Annotated in this window: 26 protein-coding genes; 17 read left to right on the forward strand and 9 right to left on the reverse strand. The window is 54.4% G+C overall.

Features of this window, described 5'->3' with window-relative positions:
* Positions 1 to 487: 487 nt before the first annotated feature.
* Positions 488 to 955, reverse strand: a complete 468-nt coding sequence (locus tag L1I42_RS15600; RefSeq protein ID WP_236115672.1) for a low molecular weight protein-tyrosine-phosphatase — start codon at positions 953 to 955, stop codon at positions 488 to 490.
* Positions 956 to 1,162: 207 nt separating this feature from the next.
* Between L1I42_RS15600 and L1I42_RS15605 the strand changes: the two genes are divergently transcribed.
* The 3 genes from L1I42_RS15605 (at position 1,163) to rlmN (ending at position 3,631) form a co-directional block, all read left to right on the forward strand.
* Positions 1,163 to 1,696, forward strand: a complete 534-nt coding sequence (locus tag L1I42_RS15605) for an invasion associated locus B family protein (protein WP_236115673.1) — start codon at positions 1,163 to 1,165, stop codon at positions 1,694 to 1,696.
* A gap of 186 nt (positions 1,697 to 1,882) precedes the next feature.
* Positions 1,883 to 2,362 (forward strand): invasion associated locus B family protein, encoded by a 480-nt coding sequence (locus tag L1I42_RS15610; protein WP_236115674.1) that lies wholly within the window; start codon positions 1,883 to 1,885, stop codon positions 2,360 to 2,362.
* Positions 2,363 to 2,440: 78 nt separating this feature from the next.
* Positions 2,441 to 3,631 carry a dual-specificity RNA methyltransferase RlmN gene (gene rlmN, locus L1I42_RS15615; RefSeq protein WP_236115675.1) on the forward strand — a complete coding sequence of 397 codons (1,191 nt, stop codon included), beginning with the start codon at positions 2,441 to 2,443 and terminating at the stop codon, positions 3,629 to 3,631.
* A 12-nt stretch (positions 3,632 to 3,643) separates the two neighbouring features.
* Here rlmN and L1I42_RS15620 read toward each other — a convergent pair whose 3' ends face one another.
* Positions 3,644 to 4,318: a LysE family translocator gene (locus L1I42_RS15620; protein WP_236115676.1), complete on the reverse strand. Its 675-nt coding sequence runs from the start codon at positions 4,316 to 4,318 to the stop codon at positions 3,644 to 3,646.
* 160 nt (positions 4,319 to 4,478) lie between these two features.
* On the opposite strand from L1I42_RS15620, the gene L1I42_RS15625 reads away from it, so the two are divergent.
* Positions 4,479 to 5,699, forward strand: coding sequence for an argininosuccinate synthase (locus L1I42_RS15625; protein ID WP_236115677.1), 1,221 nt, complete (start codon positions 4,479 to 4,481; stop codon positions 5,697 to 5,699).
* Complete coding sequence (locus tag L1I42_RS15630) at positions 5,696 to 6,298, forward strand: VOC family protein (RefSeq protein ID WP_236115678.1); 603 nt, start codon at positions 5,696 to 5,698, stop codon at positions 6,296 to 6,298. Before L1I42_RS15625 ends, L1I42_RS15630 begins: the two co-directional genes overlap by 4 nt.
* 187 nt (positions 6,299 to 6,485) lie before the next feature.
* On the opposite strand, the gene L1I42_RS15635 is transcribed toward L1I42_RS15630, so the two are convergent.
* Positions 6,486 to 7,685 (reverse strand): benzoate/H(+) symporter BenE family transporter, encoded by a 1,200-nt coding sequence (locus tag L1I42_RS15635; protein WP_236115679.1) that lies wholly within the window; start codon positions 7,683 to 7,685, stop codon positions 6,486 to 6,488.
* 264 nt (positions 7,686 to 7,949) lie between these two features.
* Between L1I42_RS15635 and typA the strand changes: the two genes are divergently transcribed.
* Positions 7,950 to 9,767 carry a translational GTPase TypA gene (typA, locus tag L1I42_RS15640; RefSeq protein WP_236115680.1) on the forward strand — a complete coding sequence of 606 codons (1,818 nt, stop codon included), beginning with the start codon at positions 7,950 to 7,952 and terminating at the stop codon, positions 9,765 to 9,767.
* A 21-nt stretch (positions 9,768 to 9,788) separates the two neighbouring features.
* Here typA and L1I42_RS15645 read toward each other — a convergent pair whose 3' ends face one another.
* A complete protein-coding gene (locus tag L1I42_RS15645; RefSeq protein WP_236115681.1) occupies positions 9,789 to 10,283 on the reverse strand; it encodes a hemerythrin domain-containing protein in 495 nt (164 codons plus the stop codon).
* A 185-nt stretch (positions 10,284 to 10,468) separates the two neighbouring features.
* Between L1I42_RS15645 and ccoN the strand changes: the two genes are divergently transcribed.
* From ccoN to ccoP, 4 genes are read left to right on the forward strand one after another with little or no spacing between them, the layout of a single operon-like run.
* Positions 10,469 to 12,085: a cytochrome-c oxidase, cbb3-type subunit I gene (gene ccoN, locus L1I42_RS15650; RefSeq protein WP_236115682.1), complete on the forward strand. Its 1,617-nt coding sequence runs from the start codon at positions 10,469 to 10,471 to the stop codon at positions 12,083 to 12,085.
* A gap of 10 nt (positions 12,086 to 12,095) precedes the next feature.
* On the forward strand, positions 12,096 to 12,827 hold the full coding sequence (ccoO, locus tag L1I42_RS15655) for a cytochrome-c oxidase, cbb3-type subunit II (protein WP_236115683.1): 732 nt from the start codon (positions 12,096 to 12,098) through the stop codon (positions 12,825 to 12,827).
* A gap of 13 nt (positions 12,828 to 12,840) precedes the next feature.
* A complete protein-coding gene (locus tag L1I42_RS15660; protein ID WP_236115684.1) occupies positions 12,841 to 13,011 on the forward strand; it encodes a cbb3-type cytochrome oxidase subunit 3 in 171 nt (56 codons plus the stop codon).
* A gap of 4 nt (positions 13,012 to 13,015) precedes the next feature.
* Positions 13,016 to 13,879 carry a cytochrome-c oxidase, cbb3-type subunit III gene (gene ccoP, locus L1I42_RS15665; protein WP_236115685.1) on the forward strand — a complete coding sequence of 288 codons (864 nt, stop codon included), beginning with the start codon at positions 13,016 to 13,018 and terminating at the stop codon, positions 13,877 to 13,879.
* Positions 13,880 to 13,955: 76 nt separating this feature from the next.
* Here ccoP and L1I42_RS15670 read toward each other — a convergent pair whose 3' ends face one another.
* Positions 13,956 to 14,537, reverse strand: coding sequence for a flavodoxin family protein (locus tag L1I42_RS15670; protein ID WP_236115686.1), 582 nt, complete (start codon positions 14,535 to 14,537; stop codon positions 13,956 to 13,958).
* A 214-nt stretch (positions 14,538 to 14,751) separates the two neighbouring features.
* On the opposite strand from L1I42_RS15670, the gene L1I42_RS15675 reads away from it, so the two are divergent.
* Together L1I42_RS15675 and L1I42_RS15680 are read left to right on the forward strand one after the other, a co-directional pair.
* Positions 14,752 to 15,132 carry a winged helix-turn-helix transcriptional regulator gene (locus L1I42_RS15675; protein ID WP_305067713.1) on the forward strand — a complete coding sequence of 127 codons (381 nt, stop codon included), beginning with the start codon at positions 14,752 to 14,754 and terminating at the stop codon, positions 15,130 to 15,132.
* A gap of 122 nt (positions 15,133 to 15,254) precedes the next feature.
* Entirely contained in the window at positions 15,255 to 15,422 is a 168-nt protein-coding gene (locus L1I42_RS15680) for a hypothetical protein (RefSeq protein ID WP_236115687.1), read from the forward strand.
* Positions 15,423 to 15,438: 16 nt separating this feature from the next.
* Here the strand turns inward: L1I42_RS15680 and L1I42_RS15685 are convergent, their stop codons facing one another.
* The 4 genes from L1I42_RS15685 to msrB form a co-directional block, all read right to left on the reverse strand.
* Positions 15,439 to 16,038: a GNAT family N-acetyltransferase gene (locus L1I42_RS15685; protein ID WP_236115688.1), complete on the reverse strand. Its 600-nt coding sequence runs from the start codon at positions 16,036 to 16,038 to the stop codon at positions 15,439 to 15,441.
* Entirely contained in the window at positions 16,035 to 17,258 is a 1,224-nt protein-coding gene (locus L1I42_RS15690; protein WP_236115689.1) for a cation:proton antiporter, read from the reverse strand. Before L1I42_RS15690 ends, L1I42_RS15685 begins: the two co-directional genes overlap by 4 nt.
* Before the next feature lie 63 nt (positions 17,259 to 17,321).
* Positions 17,322 to 17,678 (reverse strand): cupin domain-containing protein, encoded by a 357-nt coding sequence (locus L1I42_RS15695; RefSeq protein ID WP_236115690.1) that lies wholly within the window; start codon positions 17,676 to 17,678, stop codon positions 17,322 to 17,324.
* Between the two features lie 7 nt (positions 17,679 to 17,685).
* Entirely contained in the window at positions 17,686 to 18,138 is a 453-nt protein-coding gene (gene msrB / locus L1I42_RS15700) for a peptide-methionine (R)-S-oxide reductase MsrB (protein ID WP_236115691.1), read from the reverse strand.
* A 193-nt stretch (positions 18,139 to 18,331) separates the two neighbouring features.
* Here msrB and ccoG point away from each other — a divergent pair, with 193 nt between their 5' ends.
* The 5 genes from ccoG to L1I42_RS15725 are packed head-to-tail and all read left to right on the forward strand — an operon-like array spanning position 18,332 to position 23,153.
* Positions 18,332 to 19,900 carry a cytochrome c oxidase accessory protein CcoG gene (gene ccoG / locus L1I42_RS15705; protein ID WP_236115692.1) on the forward strand — a complete coding sequence of 523 codons (1,569 nt, stop codon included), beginning with the start codon at positions 18,332 to 18,334 and terminating at the stop codon, positions 19,898 to 19,900.
* A 16-nt stretch (positions 19,901 to 19,916) separates the two neighbouring features.
* Positions 19,917 to 20,402: a FixH family protein gene (locus L1I42_RS15710; protein WP_236115693.1), complete on the forward strand. Its 486-nt coding sequence runs from the start codon at positions 19,917 to 19,919 to the stop codon at positions 20,400 to 20,402.
* Positions 20,402 to 22,687 (forward strand): heavy metal translocating P-type ATPase, encoded by a 2,286-nt coding sequence (locus L1I42_RS15715; protein WP_236115694.1) that lies wholly within the window; start codon positions 20,402 to 20,404, stop codon positions 22,685 to 22,687. The genes L1I42_RS15710 and L1I42_RS15715 overlap by 1 nt, the downstream gene beginning before the upstream one ends.
* Positions 22,684 to 22,854 (forward strand): cbb3-type cytochrome oxidase assembly protein CcoS, encoded by a 171-nt coding sequence (gene ccoS / locus L1I42_RS15720; RefSeq protein ID WP_236115695.1) that lies wholly within the window; start codon positions 22,684 to 22,686, stop codon positions 22,852 to 22,854. Before L1I42_RS15715 ends, ccoS begins: the two co-directional genes overlap by 4 nt.
* Before the next feature lie 8 nt (positions 22,855 to 22,862).
* A complete protein-coding gene (locus L1I42_RS15725) occupies positions 22,863 to 23,153 on the forward strand; it encodes a 4a-hydroxytetrahydrobiopterin dehydratase (RefSeq protein ID WP_236115696.1) in 291 nt (96 codons plus the stop codon).
* The last annotated feature ends 3 nt before the right edge of the window (positions 23,154 to 23,156 follow it).

Raw genomic sequence — 23,156 nt, forward strand, 5'->3', positions numbered from 1 at the left:
CGAGAAAGAAGGCGGGGGTGCCGGGGTAGCGAACGCAGCGAGCGACGGCGGCGCAAAAAAGAGCCGGGGGTGCCGGGGCAGCGAACGCGTGAGCGACGGCCGCGAGAAAGAAGGCGGGGGTGCCGGGGTAGCGAACGCAGCGAGCGACGGCGGCGCAAAAAAGAGCCGGGGGTGCCGGGGCAGCGAACGCGTGAGCGACGGCCGCGAGAAAGAAGGCGGGGGTGCCGGGGTAGCGAACGCAGCGAGCGACGGCGGCGCAAAAAAGAGCCGGGGGTGCCGGGGCAGCGAACGCGTGAGCGACGGCCGCGAGAAAGAAGGCGGGGGTGCCGGGGTAGCGAACGCAGCGAGCGACGGCGGCGCAAAAAAGAGCCGGGGGTGCCGGGCTTAGCCCGTCCGGCGTGAGGGCAGAAAATTAGAACGTCGTGAGCGACGGCGGCGCGAAAAACGGCAAAGCCGCCGCTCGACCTTGAGCACAAAAGCTCCCCCTCTATTCCTTATACCGCGCCAAAATGCTGCTGCTGGCGTCCTCGATCAGGTTGAGGACATGATCAAATCCGTCTTCACCGCCAAAATAGGGGTCGGGCACTTCTTCGGTGGTGCTGTCGCCGTAGGGCAAAAATAATTCGACTTGCGCGCTGGCATCGGCAGGGGCGAGCTTTTTTAGATTGCGCAGATTGGAGCGGTCCATGGCGAGGATCAGGTCGAAGCGGTAAAAATCATCCTGTGTGACCTGACGGGCTTTTAAGGCGGACAAATCATATCCCCGTGCCGCTGCGGCATTCATCGCCCGTTCATCTGGTGTGTGGCCAATATGCCAATCGCCGGTGCCGGCGCTGTCGATTTCGAGCGAGATATCATCCTTGAGCGCCATTTGCTGCAACACAGCGTGCGCGGTGGGTGAACGGCAGATATTGCCAAGGCACACAAGCAGGATTGAACGGGGAAATGTCGACATTTTGGCTCCTTTTGGCCGAGGTTTTAACGCTTCGTTCACCTTGAATTGTGAAACAGGGTATATGGATAAGACATATGCCAAAATAAGGTCAAATTTCTGCTTATGTTGAGGATTTGATTAAAAAGCTGCAAATCTTTGCGGCTTGGTAACCCTCATTGGCGGATAATAAGCGGGAACGTGGGTGAGTGGATAAAGGAACCCAAAGGAATGATTGAAGCTAAACAGATGAAAAGATTTGCGCTTAAGGCGGGTGTTGCAGTGATGGTTGGCCTGCTATCAGCAGGCTCAGCGCAGGCCGCGGCGACAAAGCTGGGCACGTTCAACTTTTGGACCGCGTGGACCGATCAGGATAGCAATGGCAAAATCTGCTACATCTCTTCGCAACCTCAGGATGCGCAGCCGACCAATGTGAAACGCAGCCCGATTCACTTTTTGGTGACCCATCGCATGGGCACGGGCAAACGCAATGAGGTGGCGACCTTGATCGGTTATCCCTATAAGCCAGGTGCCGAAGCCAGCGCCACCGTGGATGGCAAAGCCTATCCAATGGTCACGGACAGTGAGCAGGAAGCGGGGTGGTTGGCCTCTACAGCAGATGAGCCCAGCTTTGTGGATGCGATGAAACGTGGCTCTGAGATGGTGGTGCGCGGTATTTCCACCCGGGGCACCCGCACAACGGACACCTATTCATTGTCTGGTGTGACCGCCGCGATGAATGCCATCGACAAAGAGTGTAATTAATCCCGCTTGGGATATAACGTCATGTGAAGCGCGAACCTGGTTCGCGCTTTCATGCGTTTAGGGGTGCATTTTTGCCAAAGCTGTGGTTTAACCCCAAAATAAAGCGATCAACCGATAGGGCTGCATATGCGCATTCGACATTTCTGGATTTCCCAATGCACACTGGTCAGGCTTGGATTTCTGGCTATGCTCATATTGTTGGCGTTCGGCCAGGCGGGTTTTGCACAATCGGTGCAGTCTTTGGGAGACTTTAAAGCCTGGTCAGCCTATTCGACAGTGAAATCGGCCACCAATTTGTGCTTTGTGCATTCCAAGCCGGTGGAGATTGAGCCGCAGTTGGAAGATATGGGTGACCCGTATTTTTATGTGACCCACCGCCCGAATGAGGGCGTGCGCTATGAGATCAATCTGGTTGCTGGCTTCAATTTTCAGACTGACAGTTTGGCCGCGGCGCAAATTGGCGGTCAGTCTTATTCCCTGTTTACACAAGGGGATGCCGCCTGGCTGGAAGATGTGAGCCAAAGCGCGGACATGGCCGCAGCGATGCGGCGGGGCACCACAATGGTGGTTGAAGGGATTGATGAACGTGGCACCAAAGTGCGCATGGTCTTTTCCCTTTCGGGCGCAACCGCGTCCATGCGCGCCATTGATAATGCCTGCAGCTAGCGGGCCACACACCAAAATTCTTTGCCTTTTGGCCTAGTCTCTGGTATTGGCTCGCCTCTGAATTGATGAGGTTATAAGATGTCGATCAGCCTAGATATTGCCAATGCCAATGTGAAAACCGCCACCAAACCGTCTTTGGTGGGGATGGATCGTGATGATCTGATGGCGGCGTTGGAAGAGTTGGGCCTGCCCGAAAAACAGCGCAAGATGCGCGTTTCACAGCTGTGGAACTGGCTTTATGTCAATGGCGTGAGCGATTTCGACCAGATGACCAATATCGCCAAAGGCTTGCGGCAAGAACTGGCTGACAAATTTGACCTGTCGCGCCCGGAAATCGTGTCCGAGCAAGTCTCGACAGACGGCACCCGCAAATGGTTGTTCCGGTTCAAAGATCCGATGCAGCCCAACATGCCGCCGGTAGATGTTGAGACGGTCTATATTCCCGAAGAAGATCGCGGCACCTTGTGTGTGTCGTCGCAAGTGGGCTGCACGCTCACCTGCACCTTTTGCCATACGGGCACGCAAAAGCTGGTGCGTAATCTGACCGCGGGTGAAATCGTGTCGCAAATTTTGATGGCGCGGGAGCGTTTGGGCGATTATCCGGGGGGCGAGCGCCCGACGGACGGGATCGTACCGCGCGCAGGCATTCGCTCGGTCACCAATGTGGTGATGATGGGCATGGGCGAGCCGCTTTACAATTATGACAATGTGAAAAAGGCGATGCTGCTGATGTCAGACGGGGAAGGCATTTCCCTGTCACGCCGCCGCATTACCTTGTCGACCTCCGGGGTTGTGCCGTTCATTCCAAAAATTGGCGAAGAGACCGGCGTCATGCTGGCGATTTCATTGCATGCGGTGAATGATGAGTTGCGCAATGAGCTGGTGCCGATCAATAAAAAGTGGCCGCTTGAAGAGCTGCTCGAAGCGTGCCGCAATTATCCGGGGCTTTCCAATGCCAAGCGGATCACTTTTGAATATGTGATGCTCAAGGATGTGAACGATAGCGTGCAGGACGCCAAAAAGCTTGTGCGCATGCTGGATGGCATCCCCGCCAAGATCAATTTGATTCCGTTCAACCCGTGGCCAGGCTCACAATATGAATGCTCAAGCTGGGCGCAGATTGAAAAATTTGCCGACATTGTCAATATGGCCGGTTATGCCAGCCCGGTGCGCACCCCGCGCGGCCGCGATATTTTTGCCGCCTGTGGTCAGTTGAAATCTGAAACTGAGCGCATGAGCAAAAAAGAGCGCGACGCGCTCGCCTCCTGATCTGATCTCGGGCTAGTGCCGCGCTTGCGCGGTCAGGATGGTCGCGGCGAAAGCCGTGAACACCGCGGCGAACGAGTAATTGAGCGCGCGCCCGATCCATTTTGATTTCATTAGTGCTTTGGACAGCCAGTCCGCGCCGAATATCATGGCGAGGGTGAGGGGCAGCGAAATCAGAATGAATAAAAGCCCCAACGTGAATAGCTTGTGAGCGGCATAAGGATCGCCCGCCACCACAAATTGCGGCAAAAAGGTCATAAAGAACAGAACGATTTTGGGGTTCAGCAAATTGATGCCCACCCCCGTCAGATAGGATTTTTTGAGGCTGGGCTGTTTGCTGCTTTCCCCGAAATTGAGTTGCATGGTGTTGCCCGCCCGCACGGCGGCGATGGCCAGCCAGATCAAATAGAGCGCCCCGGCAATTTTCAGCACCAAAAAGGCGGTCGGCGCGGTGGCGATCAGCACGGAAATGCCCAGCGCCACAAGCAGTGTATGGATCAAAATGCCGGTGCAGGCGCCTGCCAGCGCGGCCATGCCGTGGGCGCGGCCAAAATTGAGGGCGCGCGACAAGAACAGCGCCATATCCGGGCCGGGGGTGATCGCCAAAACAATGGTGGCCAGCGCGAAGGCCAGCAGCAATGCCGGTCCGGGCAAAAGAATCGTGCCCAGTTCTGCCATATATGCCAACATATGTGATGACCTCCCCATCGAATTCGATGCATCATAGGCGCGGTTTTTAGGATTTGTCCATTGGTTTGAAAAGGCTGAAATTGCCCGGAATGGCTTTTCATTTGGCTTGGGCAAATCTATAAGGGGCGCGAGATAGCACAAAAGCAAAGAGTTTGAGCCGATGAGCAAGAAAATCAATAAAGTGGTGTTGGCCTATTCTGGCGGGCTGGACACCTCGATCATCCTGAAATGGTTGAAAGTGGCCTATGATTGCGAAGTGGTGACCTTTACCGCCGATCTGGGCCAGGGCGAAGAGTTGGAACCCGCCCGCAAAAAAGCGGAAATGATGGGCATCAAGGAAATCTTTATCGAAGATGTGCGCGAAGAATTTGTGCGCGACTTTGTGTTTCCCATGTTCCGCGCCAATGCCCTTTATGAAGGGGTTTATTTGCTCGGTACCTCCATCGCACGCCCGTTGATTTCCAAGCGTCTGGTCGAAATTGCCCATGAAGTGGGCGCCGATGCGATTTCGCATGGGGCGACCGGCAAGGGCAATGACCAGGTGCGGTTTGAGCTGGCGGCCTATGCGCTGGATCCGAACATCAAGGTGATTGCGCCATGGCGCGAGTGGGATTTGCAATCGCGCACCAAGCTTTTGGAGTTTGCCGAACAGCATCAAATTCCGGTGCCAAAGGATAAGCGCGGCGAAGCGCCCTTCTCGGTGGATGCGAACCTGTTGCACACCTCATCAGAGGGCAAAGTGCTGGAAGATCCCGCGCAAGAAGCGCCGGATTATGTCTATCAGCGCACCGTGAACCCGGAAGATGCGCCGGATACGCCGGAATATATCACCATCGAATTTGAAAAAGGCGACCCGATCGCCGTCAATGGCGAGAAATTGTCGCCCGCCTCCCTGCTGACCAAGCTGAACGAGCTTGGCGGTAAGCATGGCATTGGCCGGTTGGACCTGGTGGAAAACCGGTTTGTGGGCATGAAGTCGCGCGGCATTTATGAAACACCGGGCGGCACCATTTTGCTCGAAGCGCACCGGGGCATGGAATCCTTGACCTTGGATCGCGGCGCGGCGCACCTGAAAGATGAGATTATGCCACGCTATGCCGAGCTGATCTATAATGGCTTCTGGTATTCGCCGGAGCGCGAAATGTTGCAGGCACTGATCGACAAGAGCCAGGACATGGTGGCAGGTGAAGTGCGCTTGAAGCTTTATAAAGGCAGCGCCACCATTGTGGGTCGCTCTTCACCCTTCTCGCTTTATTCAGAAGATCTGGTGACCTTTGAAGAAGGCTCGGGCACCTATGACCATCAGGACGCGCAGGGCTTTATCCAGCTCAATGGCCTGCGGCTGAAAACTTATGCCGCGCGGCGGGATCAAAATAAATGAAACTCACGCTAGACCATTTGGTGTTGGGCACCGCAGACCTTGCGCAAAGTGCAGCGCAACTGACTGAATGGTTTGGTGTGGCGCCTTTTGGTGGTGGCGAACATGATTTGTTTGCCACCCACAATAAATTGTGGCGGCTGGATGCACCTAACTATCCGATCTATCTGGAGTTGATTGCGATTAATCCGGCGGCCGAACCGCAACAGGCGCGCTGGTTTGGGTTGGATGCTTGCGACTTTTCCGACAGCTCAATCTTGCCAATTGGCATGGTGGCCCGCTGTGTGGATATTGTGACCGCCGTGCAGCAGTTCGGCCCTGACCATTATGATGTTCTGGCTCTGTCGCGCGGTGATTTGCATTGGAAATTCGCTGTGGAGCGCAGCGATTATTGTTTTCCCAGCCAATACCCCAATCTGATCGAATGGGAAGAAGCACATCCGCTGGACGGGGTAGCGTCTCAGGGGCTGACGCTGGAACAGGTGGTCTGGCCGCAAAATCTGGCGTTGGACTTAGATTGGCCTTGCTCGGCGAAATTAGGTGATGTGGGGAAATTTGGTTTCGTGATGGCCAATGCTATTGGTCAAACCATTCAATTTTAAATCAAATTCCCACTCGCTCTGCGCTTACGGTGATGAAAGAAAATCATTGGGTTGGTATCATTCAGGTCATCTTGAGCGATGCTCCCTAATTCAGGCACTATGGCCAAGATTTTGAATGCATCGCGAACTCCCGTTTGCTGCTGATAAATCAGTTTATAAGGGTCTCTCAGCGCCAGATGAGGGGCCCTTATTTGTTTTCAGATTTCGCATTATATCGCTTCATCATATTGTTGGCGAACACGATAAAAATACCGGCCAACAGCCCCCAAAACGCTCCTGCCACCCCAAAAAAACTGACACCTGAGGCGCTGATCAAAAAGGTGACCGCTGCGGCCTCGCGGTGGTCTTCCGCTTCAAACGCCCCCTTGGCAGAGGCGGCAAAAGCCCCGATCAGGGCCAGCCCGGCCACCGCTTCGATCAAAATGCTGGGGGCCAGCGTAATAAAGGTGGCGGCGACGCCGGCGATCAAGCCCAACAATACATAGGCGATGCCCGCAATGATGGCCGCCCAATAGCGTTTTTGCGGGTCTGGATGCGCCTCTTCGCTGGCGCACATGGCGGCGGTGATGGCGGCTAGGGTTACTCCATGGGCCCCGAAGGGCGCGGCCAACAGGCTGAATATGCCGGTGCTGGAGAACAGATCGCCGGCTGGGGCATCATATTTATGCACCCGCAAGACGGTGAGGCCGGGAATGTTCTGGCTGGCCATATTGACAAAAAACAGCGGCAGCGCCAGGCCGATCAGGGCGGGCAGGCTGAACTGAGGCGTCACCCAAGCCAGTTTGGGCGGAAAGGCCGCGGCCAGTTGCGCGCCGCTATCCGCGGGCAGTTCAATGGCCAGCACCACAACAATGATAAAGGCGATCAGCGCGGCAGGCACCGCCAAGACTTTGTTGAACCGTCCCACTATAAGCCAGGCCAAAACGATGGGCAGGCCCAACGCCGGATTAAAGGCAATGGCTTTAAAGGGGGCAAAGCACAGGATCACCAGAATACCAGCTAGCATGGCGTTGGCGATGGCGTGGGGAGTTTTGTTAATCAGATGGCCAAAGGGCTTTATATAGCCCGCCATGATCACCAACAAAGAGCTGATAAGAAACGCGCCGATGGCCACACCAAATCCGCCCTCGACGGGACCCGAATTGATCAAGAGGGCCGCTCCCGGTGTGGACCAGGCCACAGAAATGGGCATGCGATATTTTTGCGCCAGATAAATGCCCCCCAGTCCCATGGCGATAAACAGCGCCATGAGACCTGTGGAGGCCTGATCTTCGGTCGCGCCAACGGCGCGCAGACCCTGCAGCACCACGGCGAAGGAGCTGGCAGAGCCGACAAAGGCAACAAGAAGGCCCATAAACAGGGCTTGGGGGGAAAATTGCTTAAGCATGGTGATCATTCTGTTGGCGTACTTATGGGTACACTACCAGTTTTTACAACTGGGCCAACCAATTATTATAGGTCGATGCCTTTGTTGCGCTGGTGAAATGGGTGGTGAACCCTGTTGCACCAAACGCACATCATTTACCCAATTTGTAAATATGGGCGTCAAACACCTGGTTTTTCGGCTGTTTGCGCAAATATAACTTGCTAGAAGGCCCGATCACACGTAAAGCAGCCCCAGATAGAATTCCCAATAGATTGGACTTGAATAATGGCTTTGCGCAATATTGCCATCATCGCGCACGTTGACCATGGCAAAACCACTTTGATTGACGTGCTTTTGAAGCAGTCAGGCTCTTTCCGCGAAAATCAACGCGTTGAAGAACGGGCCATGGACAGCAATGATCTGGAACGTGAGCGCGGCATCACCATTTTGGCCAAGGTTACCTCGGTCGACTGGAAAGACACGCACATCAATATCGTCGATACGCCCGGCCACGCCGACTTTGGCGGCGAGGTGGAGCGGATCCTCAATATGGTGGATGGCGCGATTGTGTTGGTGGATGCGGCCGAAGGCCCGATGCCCCAAACCAAATTTGTGTTGTCGAAAGCCTTGAAAATTGGCTTGAAACCGATTGTGGCGATCAACAAAATTGATAAGCCGGACCAACGGGCTGAGGAGGTTTTGGACGAAATCTTTGATTTGTTCGTGGCGCTGGATGCCAATGAAGAACAATTGGATTTCCAAGTGCTTTACGGCTCGGCCAAACAAGGCTGGATGGCGGCAGACCCGTCAGGGCCGCAAGACAGCATGACCCCCTTGCTGGATATGGTAATTGACCATGTGCCGGAACCGAAGGTGGAAGAGGGCGAATTTAAAATGTTGGCGACCACCATTGAATCCAACCCATTTTTGGGCCGGATTTTGACAGGTCGCGTGGTTTCAGGTTCGATCAAGCCAAATGATCAAGTGCACGGCCTTTCTGCTGATGGCACTGTGATTGAGCGTGGCCGGATTTCTAAGGTGCTGACCTTTAAAGGGTTGGAACGTGTGCCTGTGGAAGAAGCGAAGGCGGGCGACATTGTTGCGCTTTCTGGCTTGTTGACCACCACTGTGGCCGACACGATTGCATCGCCCAGCGTGAAAGAAGCGTTACAGGCACAGCCGATCGATCCCCCAACCTTGTCCATGTCGTTCCGGGTGAATGATGGCCCGTTGGCGGGCACGGAAGGCGACAAGGTTCAGTCGCGCGTTATTCGCGACCGTCTTTATGCGGAAGCGGAAGGCAATGTGGCCTTGCAGGTGACCGACGGCGTTGATGGTGACAGCTATGAAGTGTCGGGCCGTGGCGAATTGCTGTTGTCAGTTCTGATTGAGACCATGCGTCGCGAAGGCTTTGAGCTTTGCCTCGGGCGTCCGAAAGTGGTGTTCCGGGAAGAAAATGGCCAGACGCTTGAGCCGATCGAAGAAGTGATCATTGATGTGGACGAAGAGTTTTCTGGTCCGGTCGTGCAAAAACTTTCTGAGCGCAAGGGCGATCTGATTGAAATGAAGCCGTCTGGTGGCGGCCGCACCCGTTTGGTGCTGCATGTGCCCACCCGTGGCTTGATCGGCTATCAGCCCGAATTGCTTTCTGATACGCGCGGCACAGCAATTTTCAACCGCGTGTTCCACGAATATGCGCCATTCCGGGGCAAGATGCAGAGCCGTTGTACTGGCGTGTTGATTTCCAACGGAAATGGCAAAGCGGTGCCTTTCGCGATGTTCAACCTTGAAGATCGTGGACCGATGATCATCGAACCCGGCGTTGATGTTTATGAAGGCATGATTGTTGGCGAACATTCGCGCGGCAATGATTTGGAAGTGAATGTGCTTAAAGGCAAGCAGCTGACCAATGTGCGGGCATCAGGCAAGGACGATGCGGTGAAATTGACACCGCCCAAAAAATTGTCTTTGGAGCAGGCCCTGTCTTACATCGCTGATGATGAATATGTGGAAGTGACGCCCAAAAGCATTCGCTTGCGCAAAATCATGCTCGACCCGAATGATCGTAAACGCGCTTCACGGGCCGCGGCCAAGGCGTCATAGCGCGCTAAGCAGATCAAGACTTTAGGAAGCGTCGGATTTATCCGGCGTTTTTTTTTGTCTAAGGGCCGAAGTTAGATGGCGTTCATAGGCCATATGGCGACGAAGTTTTTCGAAAAAGCCCCGCAACATATAGCCCGTGGCGTTGGCAGTCTGTGTCGGCTCGCCATTGATGATGGCGCGCAGATTGTCGCGCACCTCTTCGGCGAAGCACAAATCTTCATAATGTTCGTCGCGCAATTGTTTGATGATTTCGCCAATGTCGGTGTCCAACAGGCTCAACGCCTCAAGGATCGGGAAAAGTTCCTCTTCTTCAAAGCTTTGAGCGTCTGACAATGTCTTCACCATGCCGTCGCTGGTGAATTTGCAAAGGGTTGGATCTGCCTGATCGGGCAGCAAATCAGCAATAAGCTCCAGCCGCGTGCACAAAGCTTCCATCTGGCGTTGATGCGCATCAAAGCTCTCAAGCACGGTGAGAGCCTTTTGTTCAGTCCTGACGGATTTGCGATCAGTTTTCATGTTGCTTTGATTTGCTCGTTAAGGCGGTTGTGGCGTCGTTGGCTGAGATGATGCCGGTAAAATTTGGGCTTGGCCTTGACCTAGATCAACGAGGCGATGAGCGCACCTGGCTAGGTTGCTCTTGGGGCAAACCGGGAAATCATTCCGGTGCAACTTAAACCGAGATAATTTTTTCGCGGGGACATATGAGAAATTTAGGCTGGACGATCTTGCTGGCATTTGGGGCTATGCTGTCGCTGTTGGCGGCTGGCTTTGCACAAGACGTATTATTTCAAACACATGCGTGGGTGATCTTTTTCGCTCTGGCATTGGCAACAATCTATATGCTGCGCAAAGTCGACTTTGCCGGCACGGCAGCGCCGGTTGATAAATCGGGCTATTTTGACGACCCCATTCGTGCAGGCGTGATCCTGACGACCTTTTGGGGCGTTGTTGGTTTTCTGGTCGGGGTTGTTGTTGCGTTACAACTGGCGTTCCCGCAGCTCAACATTGAACCCTATTTGAATTTTGGTCGTTTGCGCCCGTTGCACACCTCCGCGGTGATTTTTGCATTTGGCGGTACGGCGTTGATCACCTCCAGCTTCTATGTGGTGCAGCGCACCACGAGTGCCCGTTTGATATCTGACGGGTTGGCTCAATTTGTGTTCTGGGGCTACCAGCTGTTCATTCTGATGGCGGCCACCGGCTATGTGCTCGGCATTACCCAGGGGCGTGAATATGCAGAGCCTGAATGGTATGTCGACATTTGGATCACCATTGTTTGGGTAGGCTATTTGATCCTGTTCCTCGGGACTTTGTTTAAACGCAAAGAGCCACACATTTATGTGGCGAACTGGTTCTATCTCGCCTTTATTTTCACCATTGCCATGCTGCATGTGGTGAACAATCTGGCGATGCCGGTTTCTCCATTCTCGATCAAGAGCTATTCCGCTTTTGCCGGCGTGCAGGATGCGTTGACTCAATGGTGGTATGGCCACAATGCGGTGGGCTTCTTCCTGACAGCGGGCTTTTTGGGCATGATGTATTACTTTATGCCAAAGCAGGCTGAGCGCCCGGTTTATTCTTACCGTTTGTCCATCATTCACTTCTGGTCGCTGATCTTTATGTATATCTGGGCTGGCCCGCACCATTTGCACTACACCGCGCTGCCAGACTGGGCGCAAACTTTGGGCATGGTGTTCTCTGTAATGCTCTGGATGCCTTCTTGGGGCGGCATGATCAACGGCTTGATGACCCTTTCAGGCGCTTGGGACAAGCTGCGCACCGATCCGATTATCCGGATGATGGTGATTGCGGTGGCCTTCTACGGCATGTCCACATTTGAAGGGCCAATGATGTCCATTAAAGCGGTGAATGGTTTGTCTCACTATACAGACTGGACCATTGGTCACGTGCACTCAGGTGCACTGGGCTGGGTGGGCATGATCAGCTTCGGCATGGTCTATTTCCTGGTGCCACGTCTTTGGGGCCGCGAGCGTCTCTATTCGCTGCGCATGGTCAACTGGCACTTCTGGCTCGCCACCCTCGGCATTGTGGTTTACGCCGCGGTGATGTGGGTGTCTGGCATCACTCAAGGCCTGATGTGGCGCGAATATGATGCGGAAGGCTTCCTGGTTTATTCCTTCGCTGAAACCGTTGCCGCGTTGAAACCTTACTACATCCTTCGGGCTGTGGGCGGGGCCATGTATCTCGTGGGCGGCTTTGTGATGGCCTACAATGTGTACATGACCATCAAAGGCAAAACCCGTAACGAAAAACCGATCGCCGTTGCCCACGTGGCGTCAGCGCAACCAGCAGAATAGGGGTTGAACCATGGGATTGTTAGATAAACACGGTGTTATTGAACGTAACGCAACCCTTTTGCTGGTCGCTGGTCTGGTGACCGTTTCCATCGGGGGGATCGTTGAGATCGCGCCTTTGTTCTATTTGGAAAATACGATTGAAGAGGTGGAGGGCATGCGGCCCTACACCCCGCTCGAACTGGCAGGCCGGAACATTTATATTCGTGAGGGGTGCTACAATTGTCACTCCCAAATGATCCGCCCCTTCCGGGATGAAGTGGAACGTTATGGTCATTATTCATTGGCGGCGGAGTCGATGTATGACCACCCGTTCCAATGGGGATCGAAACGGACCGGGCCGGATTTGGCGCGGGTGGGCGACCGCTATTCCAATGAATGGCATGTCCAGCACTTGAAGGATCCGCAATCTGTAGTGCCGGAGAGCATTATGCCCAGCTATAGCTTCCTGGCGAAAGCTGATCTTGGCTTCAATAATGTGAAAGACCATTTGGTGGCCAATCAGCGCGTCGGCGTGCCTTACACCGAAGAGATGATTGAGAATGCCGAGGCGGATTTGAAAGCGCAGGCAGACCCGAATGCGGATTGGGAAGGCTTGGAAGCGCGCTATCCAAAAGCGGTATTGGGCGACTTTGACGGGGACCCGAGCCGGCTGACGGAGATGGATGCGTTGGTGGCCTATATGCAAATGCTGGGTACGCTGGTTGATTTCAGCTCTTACGACGCACAAGCAAACTATCGCTAGGGGAGAAAAGATTATGGATTACAACGCTTTTCGACACTTTGCAGACAGTTGGGGACTTTTATATCTGCTCGCGATCTTTGTGTTCGTGGTGCTGTTTATGTTTCGTCCCGGTGCGAAGAAACATGCCCAAATGGCTGCCCAAATCCCTTTAAAAGATGATCGTTCGCCTCAAGGAGAGGAATAGGCCGATGAGTAAAAAAGAAATTGATGAAATCAGCGGCGTTGAAACCACCGGTCACGAATGGGACGGGATTAAAGAGCTGAACACACCCATGCCGCGTTGGTGGTTGTGGACCTTTTACGGCACGATTGTGTGGGCCGTGATCTACTGCATTCTTTATCCTGCAATTCCATTGATCAATGGGGCAACACCAGGCATTCTGGGCTATTCCAGCCGTGGGGAGCTGGCCAAAAACGTGGCCGCTGCCGAAGAGGCAAAAGCCGAGTTTGTCACTCAGATTGAAGGCATGGAGGTTGGGGCCGTTCTTGAAAATTCAGAATTGACCCGCTTTGCAGTTGCCGGAGGTGAATCGGCCTACAAGGTCTATTGTTCTCAGTGCCATGGCGCGGGTGCGTCCGGGGCTGAAGGCTACCCGAACCTGAACGATGATGAATGGTTGTGGGGTGGGTCAATTGATCAGATCTATCACACCATTGCCCATGGGGTGCGCTATGAAGCGGATGATGAAACCCGCTTTGGTGAAATGCCCGCCTATGGCGAGTTTTGGGAACGGGATCAGATCAATGCGACGGCCAATTATGTGGCCAGCCTGTCCGGCCTTGAACATGACGAAGCCTATCTGGATGAAGGCAAAACCCTGTTTGAAGAAAACTGCGCAGCCTGTCACGGTGAAAATGCAGGCGGGATTGCAGAACTGGGTGCCCCAGACCTGAGCAATGCCATCTGGCTCTATGGCGGCAGTGTGGAGGCCATTGCGGCGCAAATCCGCGATCCGCAACATGGCGCCATGCCCGCTTGGCAGGAGCGTTTGGGGGATGCAACCGTGAAGCAATTGGCGGTTTATGTCCACTCACTGGGTGGCGGTCAATAGGCTGCCCCTTCGACAAAGATGAGAAAAGGGCCCCGTCTGGGGCCCTTTTCTTTTTGGCAAAGAGGTGCGGTTTGGATCAGGCGGCTTGTTTTTTTGCTGCGACAAACTGGGCCGCGACCTTGGCTACCCGCTCGCCCAAATGGGCGGCTGTTTCCAGATCAGAAGGGATAGGTCCGTGTTCGGGGCCCTGATCAGCGTTGGATTGGGCCATGGCCCCCAGGGAGGCGCCCAAGCGATTCAAATCTTCATTCGAACCTGTTGAGGAATTGTTGCCGGGCATCAGGCCCAAGCTCACCCAATGCATGCCATGCTGCGCGGCCAATAAGGAAAGCTGCTGCAGGGTCGAATGTTTATCGCCATTCAGGCTGGATGAGTTGGTGAAGCCAGCGGCAATTTTGTCTTTCCAGCCCTGCTCAAACCAAACTTTAGAGCTTTTGTCGGCAAAGGCTTTAAACTCACCTGAGACGCTGCCCATATAGGTGGGGCTGCCAAAGATGATGGCATCGGCTGCTTTCAGATCATCCCAGTGATTATCGGCTTCCTCCACGGGGATCAGGATGGGTGTTGCCTTGGTACGGGCCACGCCATTGCGGACGGCTTCGGCTTGTTTGGCGGTGTGGCCGTAACCTGAGTGAAAAACAATTGCAACTTTCGTCATTTGAACATTCCTACTTGGTCAAAAATCTTTTTCGCCTGATGGGCAGACAATATGTCGTCACCGGCGGCGCTTGACCTAAATGGGGGCATTAGGATAAAAACTGCAAGAAGGCACTATTTTGATATGTAGGTACAAAAAGTATACTAACAAAATTGTGCCTAAAGGAAAGCTGGGCGTTTGCGCCGGCATGGGCGCAAAATCTGCGGAGAAAAAAATGTGCGAGATGGAAATTAACGGCCTCAAAATGCCCGAATCGATGGACGAGAAGACAAGAAGTCAGCTCTGTCCGGTCGTCTATGCAGTGTCAAAACTGGGCGGCAAATGGAAATTGATCGTCGTGCATAATCTGATTGAGGGGCCGAAGCGATTCGGCGAATTGCGCCGCGCCATTCCCGATATCACCCAGCGCATGCTCACTTTGACCCTGCGGGAATTGGAAGAGGATGGCATTGTGAACCGCGAGGTGTTTGAAGTGGTGCCGCCGCATGTTGAATATTCCTTAACCGAAATCGGACAGGGCCTTGAGACGGTGATGAGTTCGTTGGGAGATTGGGGCCGCTCAAACTTCCAGCAGCGTCGCAATGCGGTAGCTTAGCGTCCCTAAAGTAAGTTGTCGGGTTGACAGGGAACGCGTTCACGGCTCCCACGTTGAACTTCGTTTTACGATACGGGTGATGTAGAAACCACCAATGCCGCGGCGCGTTAACGAAGTTGCCCTTGCCGAGTCGGCAGCAGCATGATCCTTCAGCGCATATCTCACCCAAATGGGTGGCCCAAGCCATCGCCTATTTGTGCGGGCCAGCGGGTTATGATTATCTGCGACAAGATTTTTCGCTAAAAACTGATGAAGGGCGGACGGCACTTGGCATGTCGCCCGCAGACTAATCCATCTGGGCCGTGCTTAGTCGCGCGGCTTCTCCAATTGCCATTGCAGATTGGCTTTCACCGCCGGCCATTCGTGGGGCAGCACCGAATACACAGCGGTGTCGCGCGTGGTGCCATTGGGCAAGATCATGTGGTTGCGCAAAATCCCGTCGAGGCGCGCACCCAGCCGTTCAATGGCGCGGCGGCTTTGGTGGTTGAGGTGGTGGGTGCGGAACTCGACCACATTGACGCCGATCTCGTCGAAAGCGTGGCCCAGCATCAGTAATTTGCATTCTGTGTTGATGGGCGAGCGTTGAACTGATCTGGCATACCAGGTGGCGCCGATTTCGGCGCGGCGATTGGTGGGATCGAGATTGAGAAAAGTGGTCTGGCCGATCACTTTGCCTGTACGTTTGTCCATCACGCTGAACGGCAGCATCATGCCGTCGGCCTGTAGCCCCAATCGCCGATCAATCTCGGCCTCCATCTTGTCCGGTGACGCAATCCCTGTGTACCACAGCTTATACAACTCACCATCGGCGCATGCCTTTTGCAAATCGGCCAAATGATCAAGGCTGAGCGGCACCAGTTTCGCGGTTTCAGCTTCAAGGGTGATGGGGGCAAACCATTTGCTCATTGGCTTTTGACTTTCTGCATGGTTTTTTCAAAATGGTGGGCGAGGGGCTTGGCGCTCAGGCCATGGGCCAAAATGGAGAGACCTACCGTCAACACGGTGCAGGCCAGCATCTGGTCAATATGGGGCATGTCATATTGTTCGGCAACAAACAGCGCAAAAAGAATGGAGGCCAGCCCTTTGGGGCCGAACCAGCCCAGAATAAACCGCTCATACAGGTGCAGCTTTTTACCCACAAGGCTCAGCGCGATGGGCGCCATGCGGATAAGGGTTAGGAAGCTGACCGCGATCAACAGGGTGGTCCAATTGGCGTGGGCAAGGCCGACCGGGGCCAGTACCGCGCCGAAAATCATAAAAGTGAGGATGGACAAAAAGTTGCTTTCGCCCTCCAAAAATTCGGTGATGAATTTATGGTTGGTCTTCTTGGTGTTGCCGAAAGTCAGGCCCGCCACAAAGGCGGCGATAAAGCCATTGCCGCCCACGGTTTCTGCGCCAAAAAAGGCGGCCAGACCGACGCTGAGGAAAAAGATGCCCTCATAGATCGGCTGCGTGAATTTATGATGGGTCGCCAGATCAAGCAATTTGGCGCCGCAATAGCCGACCACAATGCCAGCCAACGGGCCAAAAATGATCTGCGCGCCGACAAACTGGCTGACGCCAAATGGGGTGAGGCTGATGTCGCGTGTGGCCTCGTTGGCCATCAACAGGGCGGCAAACACCACCACGGGCAGGGCAAGTCCATCATTCAGCCCGCTTTCCACGTTGATCGCTTCTGCAATGCGCGGCGGCACGTCCTTGTCGGCGAGAATGGGCTGGGCCAGCGCCGCGTCGGTCGGTGTCAAAATGGCAGCGGTGAGCAGCGCCATCGCCCATGGCAAATCCGGCGCCAATAGCAAGATCAGTCCCGTACCCAGCAAAATGGTGAGCGGCATGCCCACCAGCAACATGCGTGCGGGCAAGCCATAATGGGCTTTAAGGTTGCGCAAACGGATTTTTGAGGCATCAAGAAAAAGGGTGAAGATCAGTGTGATCTCCGCCACCGTATGAATGGTGCTGTCTTGTAAGTCAAGATCAATAAAGCCAAGCCCGGCTGGCCCCAGAACAAAGCCCAACCCGGCAAAAAAGATCGGCAATGTGATCCAGGAGCGCTCAATTGGCCGCACAAACAGGGCAAATCCCATTATGCCAAACAGGATCAGAGCGAATTGAAAACTGTGGGACATGGGGGAGGGGCCTTGGCGCTGCGGTCAGGTTCAAATCGCGCCAATTGAGCCATGTTCTGCCCGTTAGATCAACTCTTTATGAGCTGCAGTTGCCGGATCACCCGTATTGGGCACGCCTTGCGGCTCGATCAACATGATTTTCGCCTCACCTTTGGCCACCGGACGATGCGCCTTGCCTTTGGGCACCACATAGAGTTCCCCGGGCCCGAGCGTGACGTCACCCTCCTTCATCTCAATGGTGATTTCGCCCTCAATCACCATAAACATCTCGTCTGTGTCCGGGTGATCATGCCAGTTGAACTCACCCTCCACCTTGGCAATCAGAATGTCGTAATCATTGAGCTGGGCGACAATTTTTGGCGACCATTGTTCGGTGAAGGTCGAGAATTTTTCGCGCAGATTAATGGCTTTATTGCCCATGGTTTTCCTATCCGTCGATAAGTTCTAAATACTCACCATAGCCCTCTTCTTCCATTTTGGATGCGGGGATAAAGCGCAAGGCGGCGGAGTTGATGCAGTAGCGCAGGCCACCCATCTCTGCGGGGCCATCGTCAAACACATGGCCCAAATGGCTGTCGCCGTGTTGGGAGCGCACTTCGGTGCGCACCATGCCGTGGCTGGTGTCGGCATGTTCTTTCACCCAATCGGGGTTTATGGGGCGAGAAAAGCTGGGCCAACCACACCCGGCGTCAAATTTGTCGGCGGACACAAACAGGGGTTCGCCCGAGACAATATCGACATAGATGCCTTTTTCATTATGGTCCCAAAATTCGTTTTGGAACGGGCGTTCGGTGCCGTTCTTCTGGGTCACATAAAACTGCTCTTCAGTCAGTTTCTCCAACGCTTCTTGGGTCTTTTGATAAGATTTTTGTTCGGCCATCTCGGGTCACCTTTGTTTGCACGTCAGATTGACTATAACGGGCGGCCATTGCCACCCACAATCATAATTTGGTGAGCCCTTGCATTGTTCCGTAAATGACAAATTGTCGCGAGGGGAATTGACTCATATCAACACGGGGCGGCGCGGAATAATCTAGATTGGTCTCTAATGCGATGGATAGGGATCATTTAGCATGACAGATTTGAGCGCCTCCAAGGGCGAATCCCACGTTGAAGATTTTGACGTGGAAGCGGTCAACCGCGCGGGCAAACGCCCACCGCTCTATGCGGCGCGGAAAAAGATTTTTCCAAAGCGCGCCAGCGGCAATTTTCGTCGTTTGAAATGGTTGATTATGATCGTGACGCTGGGGATTTATTATATCACCCCGTGGTTGCGGTTTGACCGGGGTGAATATGCGCCGGATCAGGCGGTTTTGGTTGATCTTGCCAACCGGCGCTTTTATTTCTTCTTCATCGAGATATGGCCGCAAGAGTTTTATTATGTGGCGGGCCTGCTGGTGATGGCCGGGGTGGGGTTGTTTCTGATCACCTCCACGGTGGGCCGCGCCTGGTGTGGCTATACCTGCCCGCAAACGGTGTGGGTGGATCTTTTTTTGGTGGTCGAGCGCTTTTTTGAAGGCGACCGCAACCAGCGCATGAAACTTGATCAGGCCCCATGGTCCGTTAATAAGGTCTGGCGGCGGGTGGCCAAGCACAGCATTTGGCTGTTGATCGGTGTGGCCACGGGCGGTGCCTGGATTTTCTATTTCGCAGACGCGCCAACCCTTTTCATGGATGTCATCCATTTTGAAGCGCCGATGGTGGCCTATTTCACCATTTTGATTCTCACCGCCACCACCTATGTTTTCGGGGGGCTGATGCGGGAACAGGTCTGTACCTATATGTGCCCTTGGCCTCGGATTCAGGGGGCGATGCTGGATGAGCATTCTTTGACCGTGACCTATAATGACTGGCGCGGCGAGCCACGCACCAAACATGCAAAAAAGGCGATCAAGGAAGGCATTCCGGTCGGTGATTGTGTGGATTGCAATGCCTGTGTGGCGGTGTGCCCGATGGGGATTGATATTCGCGATGGGCAACAGCTGGAATGCATCACCTGCGCTTTGTGTATCGATGCGTGTGACAATGTGATGGACAAGCTGGGCCGCGAGCGCGGGCTGATCTCTTACACCACGCTCAATGATTATAATGAAAATATGCAATTGGCGACCAGTGGCTCCTCTACGATTGACCCCGCAAAGGTACGCGACGGTGAGGGCAATCTGCTGGATCGGGTGCGGCGCACCAATTGGCGCTCGATCATTCGCTGGCGCACCTTGGTATATTTCTGCTTCTGGGCCGCGATTGGCGTGGCGATGCTGGTGGCTCTATCCTTGCGGGATCGGCTGGACGTGAACGTGCAGCATGACCGCAATCCGCTTTATGTGATGCTGTCGGACGGGGCGGTGCGCAATGGCTATGATGTCAAGGTGCTGAACATGACGCCAGAACCGCGCACGGTGCGTTTGTCGATTGAAGGGTTGCCGGGTGGCGAGATGACCCTGGCCAGCTCTGTAAATGAACCCCAAAGCTCGATTGTTTTGGATGTGGAACCAGACCGGGTGTTGCCGGTGCGGGTTTATGTACGGGCCATGCCTCAACAGCTGGATGAAAATCCTGTACGATTTGAGTTCGTGGTGACGGATCTGTTCGGCGAGGAAAGCTCGCGCGAAACAGTCAAATTTGAAATGCCACGGGAGTAAAATGATGGAGCAATCAATGTCTAAACCACAAAAGTCAAAAGAATTTACCGGCAAGCATATGCTGTTGGTGATTGGCTTGTTTTTCGGCACCATCATTACGGTCAATTTGATCATGGCCTATTTTGCCACCACAAGTTGGACTGGCCTGGTGGTGAAAAACTCCTATGTGGCCAGCCAGCATTTTAATGAAAAGCTTGAGGCCAATAAGGCGCAGGATGCGCTGGGCTGGACGCCCACTTTGGCAATAGAAGAAGGAACACTGCGTTACCGCTTGCTGGATGCAAAGGGCGCGCCGGTGGTGGCGGATCAGGTGGCGGCCAAACTGATGCGGCCCAGCCATGAACGGGAAGACCATGTGGTGACCTTGTTGCCGGCAGCGAATGGCGACTTTGTGGTGGATCATGCATTGAGTGCGGGTGCCTGGGACATTGAGCTGCAATTGGTCAGCGCCAATGACATTCCGTTTGTTTATCGCGAGCGCTTTATGGTGGAGGCAAACTAATGAGCTGCTGTGCCCCGGGCGTGGAGGCTGGATCGAACCTGATTGAAGATGGCGCCAGCCAAATCAGCAATGAAGCGATTATCGCGGCCTCTGCCGATCTGGGGGATGGGCAACGGCAAGTGGAATTTGGCGTGCCGGATATGTATTGCGCGGCCTGCATCAAGTCTATTGAGGCCGAGTTGAACGGGCTGGAAATGGTCAGCTCGGCGCGGGTGAACATGTCCACCAAGCGGGTCAAAGTGATCTTTTCCGCCCAGGCCGGGGCGGCGCCGATGGATCTGGTCGCGGCCATCGGGCGGGCGGGCTATCGTAGCTTTTTGCTCGATGTGGATGAGGCGGGCAAGGATAAAAGCCTGTCCAAACTGATTCTGGCACTCGCCGTGGCAGGCTTTGCCGCCATGAACATCATGCTGTTTTCCGTTTCGATCTGGTCGGGGGCCAATGAAAGCACCCGCGATCTGTTCCATTGGATTTCAGCCCTGATTGCGGTGCCGACCGTCTTCTTCTCCGGCCAGGTCTTTTACAAATCTGCCTGGGGTGCGTTGCGCCAAGGGCGGTTGAATATGGATGTGCCCATTTCTTTGGCCGTGCTGTTGGCGCTGGCGCTCAGCCTTTATGAAACCATCAATTCGGGCGAACACGCCTATTTTGATGCATCTGTGAGCCTTTTATTCTTTTTGTTGATCGGTCGCACGCTGGACCATGTGATGCGCGAGCGCGCGCGCTCTGCGGTGCGGTCTTTGGCGTCGCTCGCCCCCAAAGGGGCAGTGCAAATTCTCGCCAATGGTCAACGCGAGTTCATCAAACTGAATGATGTTCAAGTCGGCATGGTGCTGGAAGTGGCCGCCGGTGAGCGTATTCCAGTGGATGGGCGCGTGATTGAGGGCAAAAGCGAGTTGGATATGTCGCTGGTCACAGGCGAAACGGTGCCGGAATTATGCGCAAAGGGCAGCGCTGTTTTGGGCGGCGCCACCAACTTATCCGGTGCGTTAAAAATCGAAGTTGAAAAAGCGGCGCATCAGAGCTTTCTGGCCCGCATGATTGAATTGATGGATGCGGCAGAAGGCAGCCGTGCCGGTTTCAAGCGCATTGCTGACCGTGCGGCAGAGATTTATGCGCCTTTTGTGCATTTATTGGCGCTATTCACCTTTATCGGGTGGGGGCTTTATAATGGCGATTGGTATCATGCCACGGTGACGGCCATTGCCGTGCTGATCATCACCTGCCCCTGCGCTTTGGCGCTGGCGGTGCCAATTGTGCATGTGGTGGCCGCCGGGCGGTTGTTTGAGCGCGGGGTGATGATGAAAGACGGGGCGGCGCTGGAGCGATTGGCACAAGTGACCAAAATTGCCTTTGACAAGACCGGCACCTTGAGCTTGGGCACACCCATTTTTCATGGGCAGATTTTTGGTGATGACAGCGCGATTGATCGGGCTTTGCAATTGGCGCAGCTGTCGCGTCATCCATTCTCGAAAGCCTTTGCGCGCGCCTTCGCTGGCCGGGCGGTGGCGCCGCTCAAGGATGCAGAGGAAATGCCTGGCGCCGGGGTGGAAGCCCACATTGATGGTCAGCTATGGCGCTGGGGGCGTGCCGATTTTTGCGATGCCAGCTATCAAGGCTCGGATGCGGCGCAAAGTGAAGTTTATCTTTCCTGCGATGGGAAGATGGTGGCCGGGTTTGGTTTTGAGGATATGTTGCGGCCAGACGCGCATGCGGCGTTGGCTGACCTGAAAGCCGGCGGCTACGATCTGGCGATTTTCTCGGGCGACCGGAAACAGGTGGTGGCCAGCGTGGCCAAAGCCTTGGGCGTGGCCGAGGCCCATGGGGCATTGACGCCTGACCAAAAGGTGGAGGCGATTGCTGAATCTGGTGCCAATGAGAAGATCCTGATGGTGGGGGATGGCATCAATGATGCACCGGCTTTGCGGGCAGCCCATGTTTCAATGGCCCCCTCAAGTGCGGCTGATGTGGGGCGCAACGCCGCCGACTTTATTTTCACCCATAACCGCTTGACCGATGTGCACTTCGCGCTGGAAATGTCCAAACGGGCCAGCCGAGCAGTGGTGCAGAATTTCGGGTTGGCGCTGTGTTATAATGCGGTGGCCATTCCGCTGGCGGTGATGGGATTTGCCACGCCATTATTGGCGGCGATTGCCATGTCCTCATCTTCGGTTATCGTCACGCTCAATGCGCTGCGCCTGCGTTTGGGGCAGCAGGATGGAACCAAAAATCTCCCGGCGCATTCATCTCATGCGCCTCAAATGGAACCGGTGGCGGCTGAATGACTCCTTTATTGATCCTTATTCCTGTTGTTCTGTTGATCGGCCTACTGGCGCTGGGCGCGTTTTTATGGTCTTTAAAAAGTGGCCAGTATGAAGATCTGGACGGGGCGGCAATGCGTATTCTTGACGATGAGGATGAGCGCAAGCGCCGCGCGGAGGAAAAAGAATAGGGAGATCAATGGTAGAAGCTTTGGATATTGAGGGTCGGGAAAAGGCTTTGGGTCAATTGCCAGACTGGGTGTTTAACCCGGTGAAAAATGGCATTGAACGCGAGTTCAAATTCAAAAATTTTATTGAAGCATTTGGATTCATGAGTTCGGTGGCGATTTTGGCGGAAAAACATAATCACCATCCTGAATGGCACAATGTGTACAATAAAGTGTCCATTCTATTGACCACGCATGATGCCAATGGGCTGTCAGAGAAAGACATTGAGTTGGCCCACGCGATTGAAAAGCTAGATCCCTGATTT

This window comes from Maritalea mediterranea, from assembly GCF_021568695.1.
GTDB classification, from domain to species: Bacteria; Pseudomonadota; Alphaproteobacteria; order Rhizobiales; family Devosiaceae; genus Maritalea; species Maritalea mediterranea.

Bases quoted from the DNA above. Each gene is read 5' to 3' on its own strand.
- L1I42_RS15725 (WP_236115696.1), top strand. From the start codon at position 22,863: ATGGTAGAAGCTTTGGATATTGAGGGTCGGGAAAAGGCTTTGGGTCAA.
- L1I42_RS15600 (WP_236115672.1), bottom strand. From the start codon at position 955: ATGTCGACATTTCCCCGTTCAATCCTGCTTGTGTGCCTTGGCAATATC.
- L1I42_RS15715 (WP_236115694.1), top strand. From the start codon at position 20,402: ATGAGCTGCTGTGCCCCGGGCGTGGAGGCTGGATCGAACCTGATTGAA.
- L1I42_RS15630 (WP_236115678.1), top strand. From the start codon at position 5,696: ATGAAACTCACGCTAGACCATTTGGTGTTGGGCACCGCAGACCTTGCG.
- L1I42_RS15625 (WP_236115677.1), top strand. From the start codon at position 4,479: ATGAGCAAGAAAATCAATAAAGTGGTGTTGGCCTATTCTGGCGGGCTG.
- ccoO (WP_236115683.1), top strand. From the start codon at position 12,096: ATGGGATTGTTAGATAAACACGGTGTTATTGAACGTAACGCAACCCTT.
- L1I42_RS15685 (WP_236115688.1), bottom strand. From the start codon at position 16,038: ATGAGCAAATGGTTTGCCCCCATCACCCTTGAAGCTGAAACCGCGAAA.
- ccoN (WP_236115682.1), top strand. From the start codon at position 10,469: ATGAGAAATTTAGGCTGGACGATCTTGCTGGCATTTGGGGCTATGCTG.
- L1I42_RS15605 (WP_236115673.1), top strand. From the start codon at position 1,163: ATGATTGAAGCTAAACAGATGAAAAGATTTGCGCTTAAGGCGGGTGTT.
- L1I42_RS15660 (WP_236115684.1), top strand. From the start codon at position 12,841: ATGGATTACAACGCTTTTCGACACTTTGCAGACAGTTGGGGACTTTTA.
- L1I42_RS15695 (WP_236115690.1), bottom strand. From the start codon at position 17,678: ATGGGCAATAAAGCCATTAATCTGCGCGAAAAATTCTCGACCTTCACC.
- L1I42_RS15635 (WP_236115679.1), bottom strand. From the start codon at position 7,685: ATGCTTAAGCAATTTTCCCCCCAAGCCCTGTTTATGGGCCTTCTTGTT.
- ccoG (WP_236115692.1), top strand. From the start codon at position 18,332: ATGACAGATTTGAGCGCCTCCAAGGGCGAATCCCACGTTGAAGATTTT.
- ccoP (WP_236115685.1), top strand. From the start codon at position 13,016: ATGAGTAAAAAAGAAATTGATGAAATCAGCGGCGTTGAAACCACCGGT.
- rlmN (WP_236115675.1), top strand. From the start codon at position 2,441: ATGTCGATCAGCCTAGATATTGCCAATGCCAATGTGAAAACCGCCACC.
- L1I42_RS15645 (WP_236115681.1), bottom strand. From the start codon at position 10,283: ATGAAAACTGATCGCAAATCCGTCAGGACTGAACAAAAGGCTCTCACC.
- L1I42_RS15675 (WP_305067713.1), top strand. From the start codon at position 14,752: ATGTGCGAGATGGAAATTAACGGCCTCAAAATGCCCGAATCGATGGAC.
- L1I42_RS15670 (WP_236115686.1), bottom strand. From the start codon at position 14,537: ATGACGAAAGTTGCAATTGTTTTTCACTCAGGTTACGGCCACACCGCC.
- L1I42_RS15620 (WP_236115676.1), bottom strand. From the start codon at position 4,318: ATGTTGGCATATATGGCAGAACTGGGCACGATTCTTTTGCCCGGACCG.
- typA (WP_236115680.1), top strand. From the start codon at position 7,950: ATGGCTTTGCGCAATATTGCCATCATCGCGCACGTTGACCATGGCAAA.
- msrB (WP_236115691.1), bottom strand. From the start codon at position 18,138: ATGGCCGAACAAAAATCTTATCAAAAGACCCAAGAAGCGTTGGAGAAA.
- L1I42_RS15710 (WP_236115693.1), top strand. From the start codon at position 19,917: ATGTCTAAACCACAAAAGTCAAAAGAATTTACCGGCAAGCATATGCTG.
- ccoS (WP_236115695.1), top strand. From the start codon at position 22,684: ATGACTCCTTTATTGATCCTTATTCCTGTTGTTCTGTTGATCGGCCTA.
- L1I42_RS15690 (WP_236115689.1), bottom strand. From the start codon at position 17,258: ATGTCCCACAGTTTTCAATTCGCTCTGATCCTGTTTGGCATAATGGGA.
- L1I42_RS15610 (WP_236115674.1), top strand. From the start codon at position 1,883: ATGCTCATATTGTTGGCGTTCGGCCAGGCGGGTTTTGCACAATCGGTG.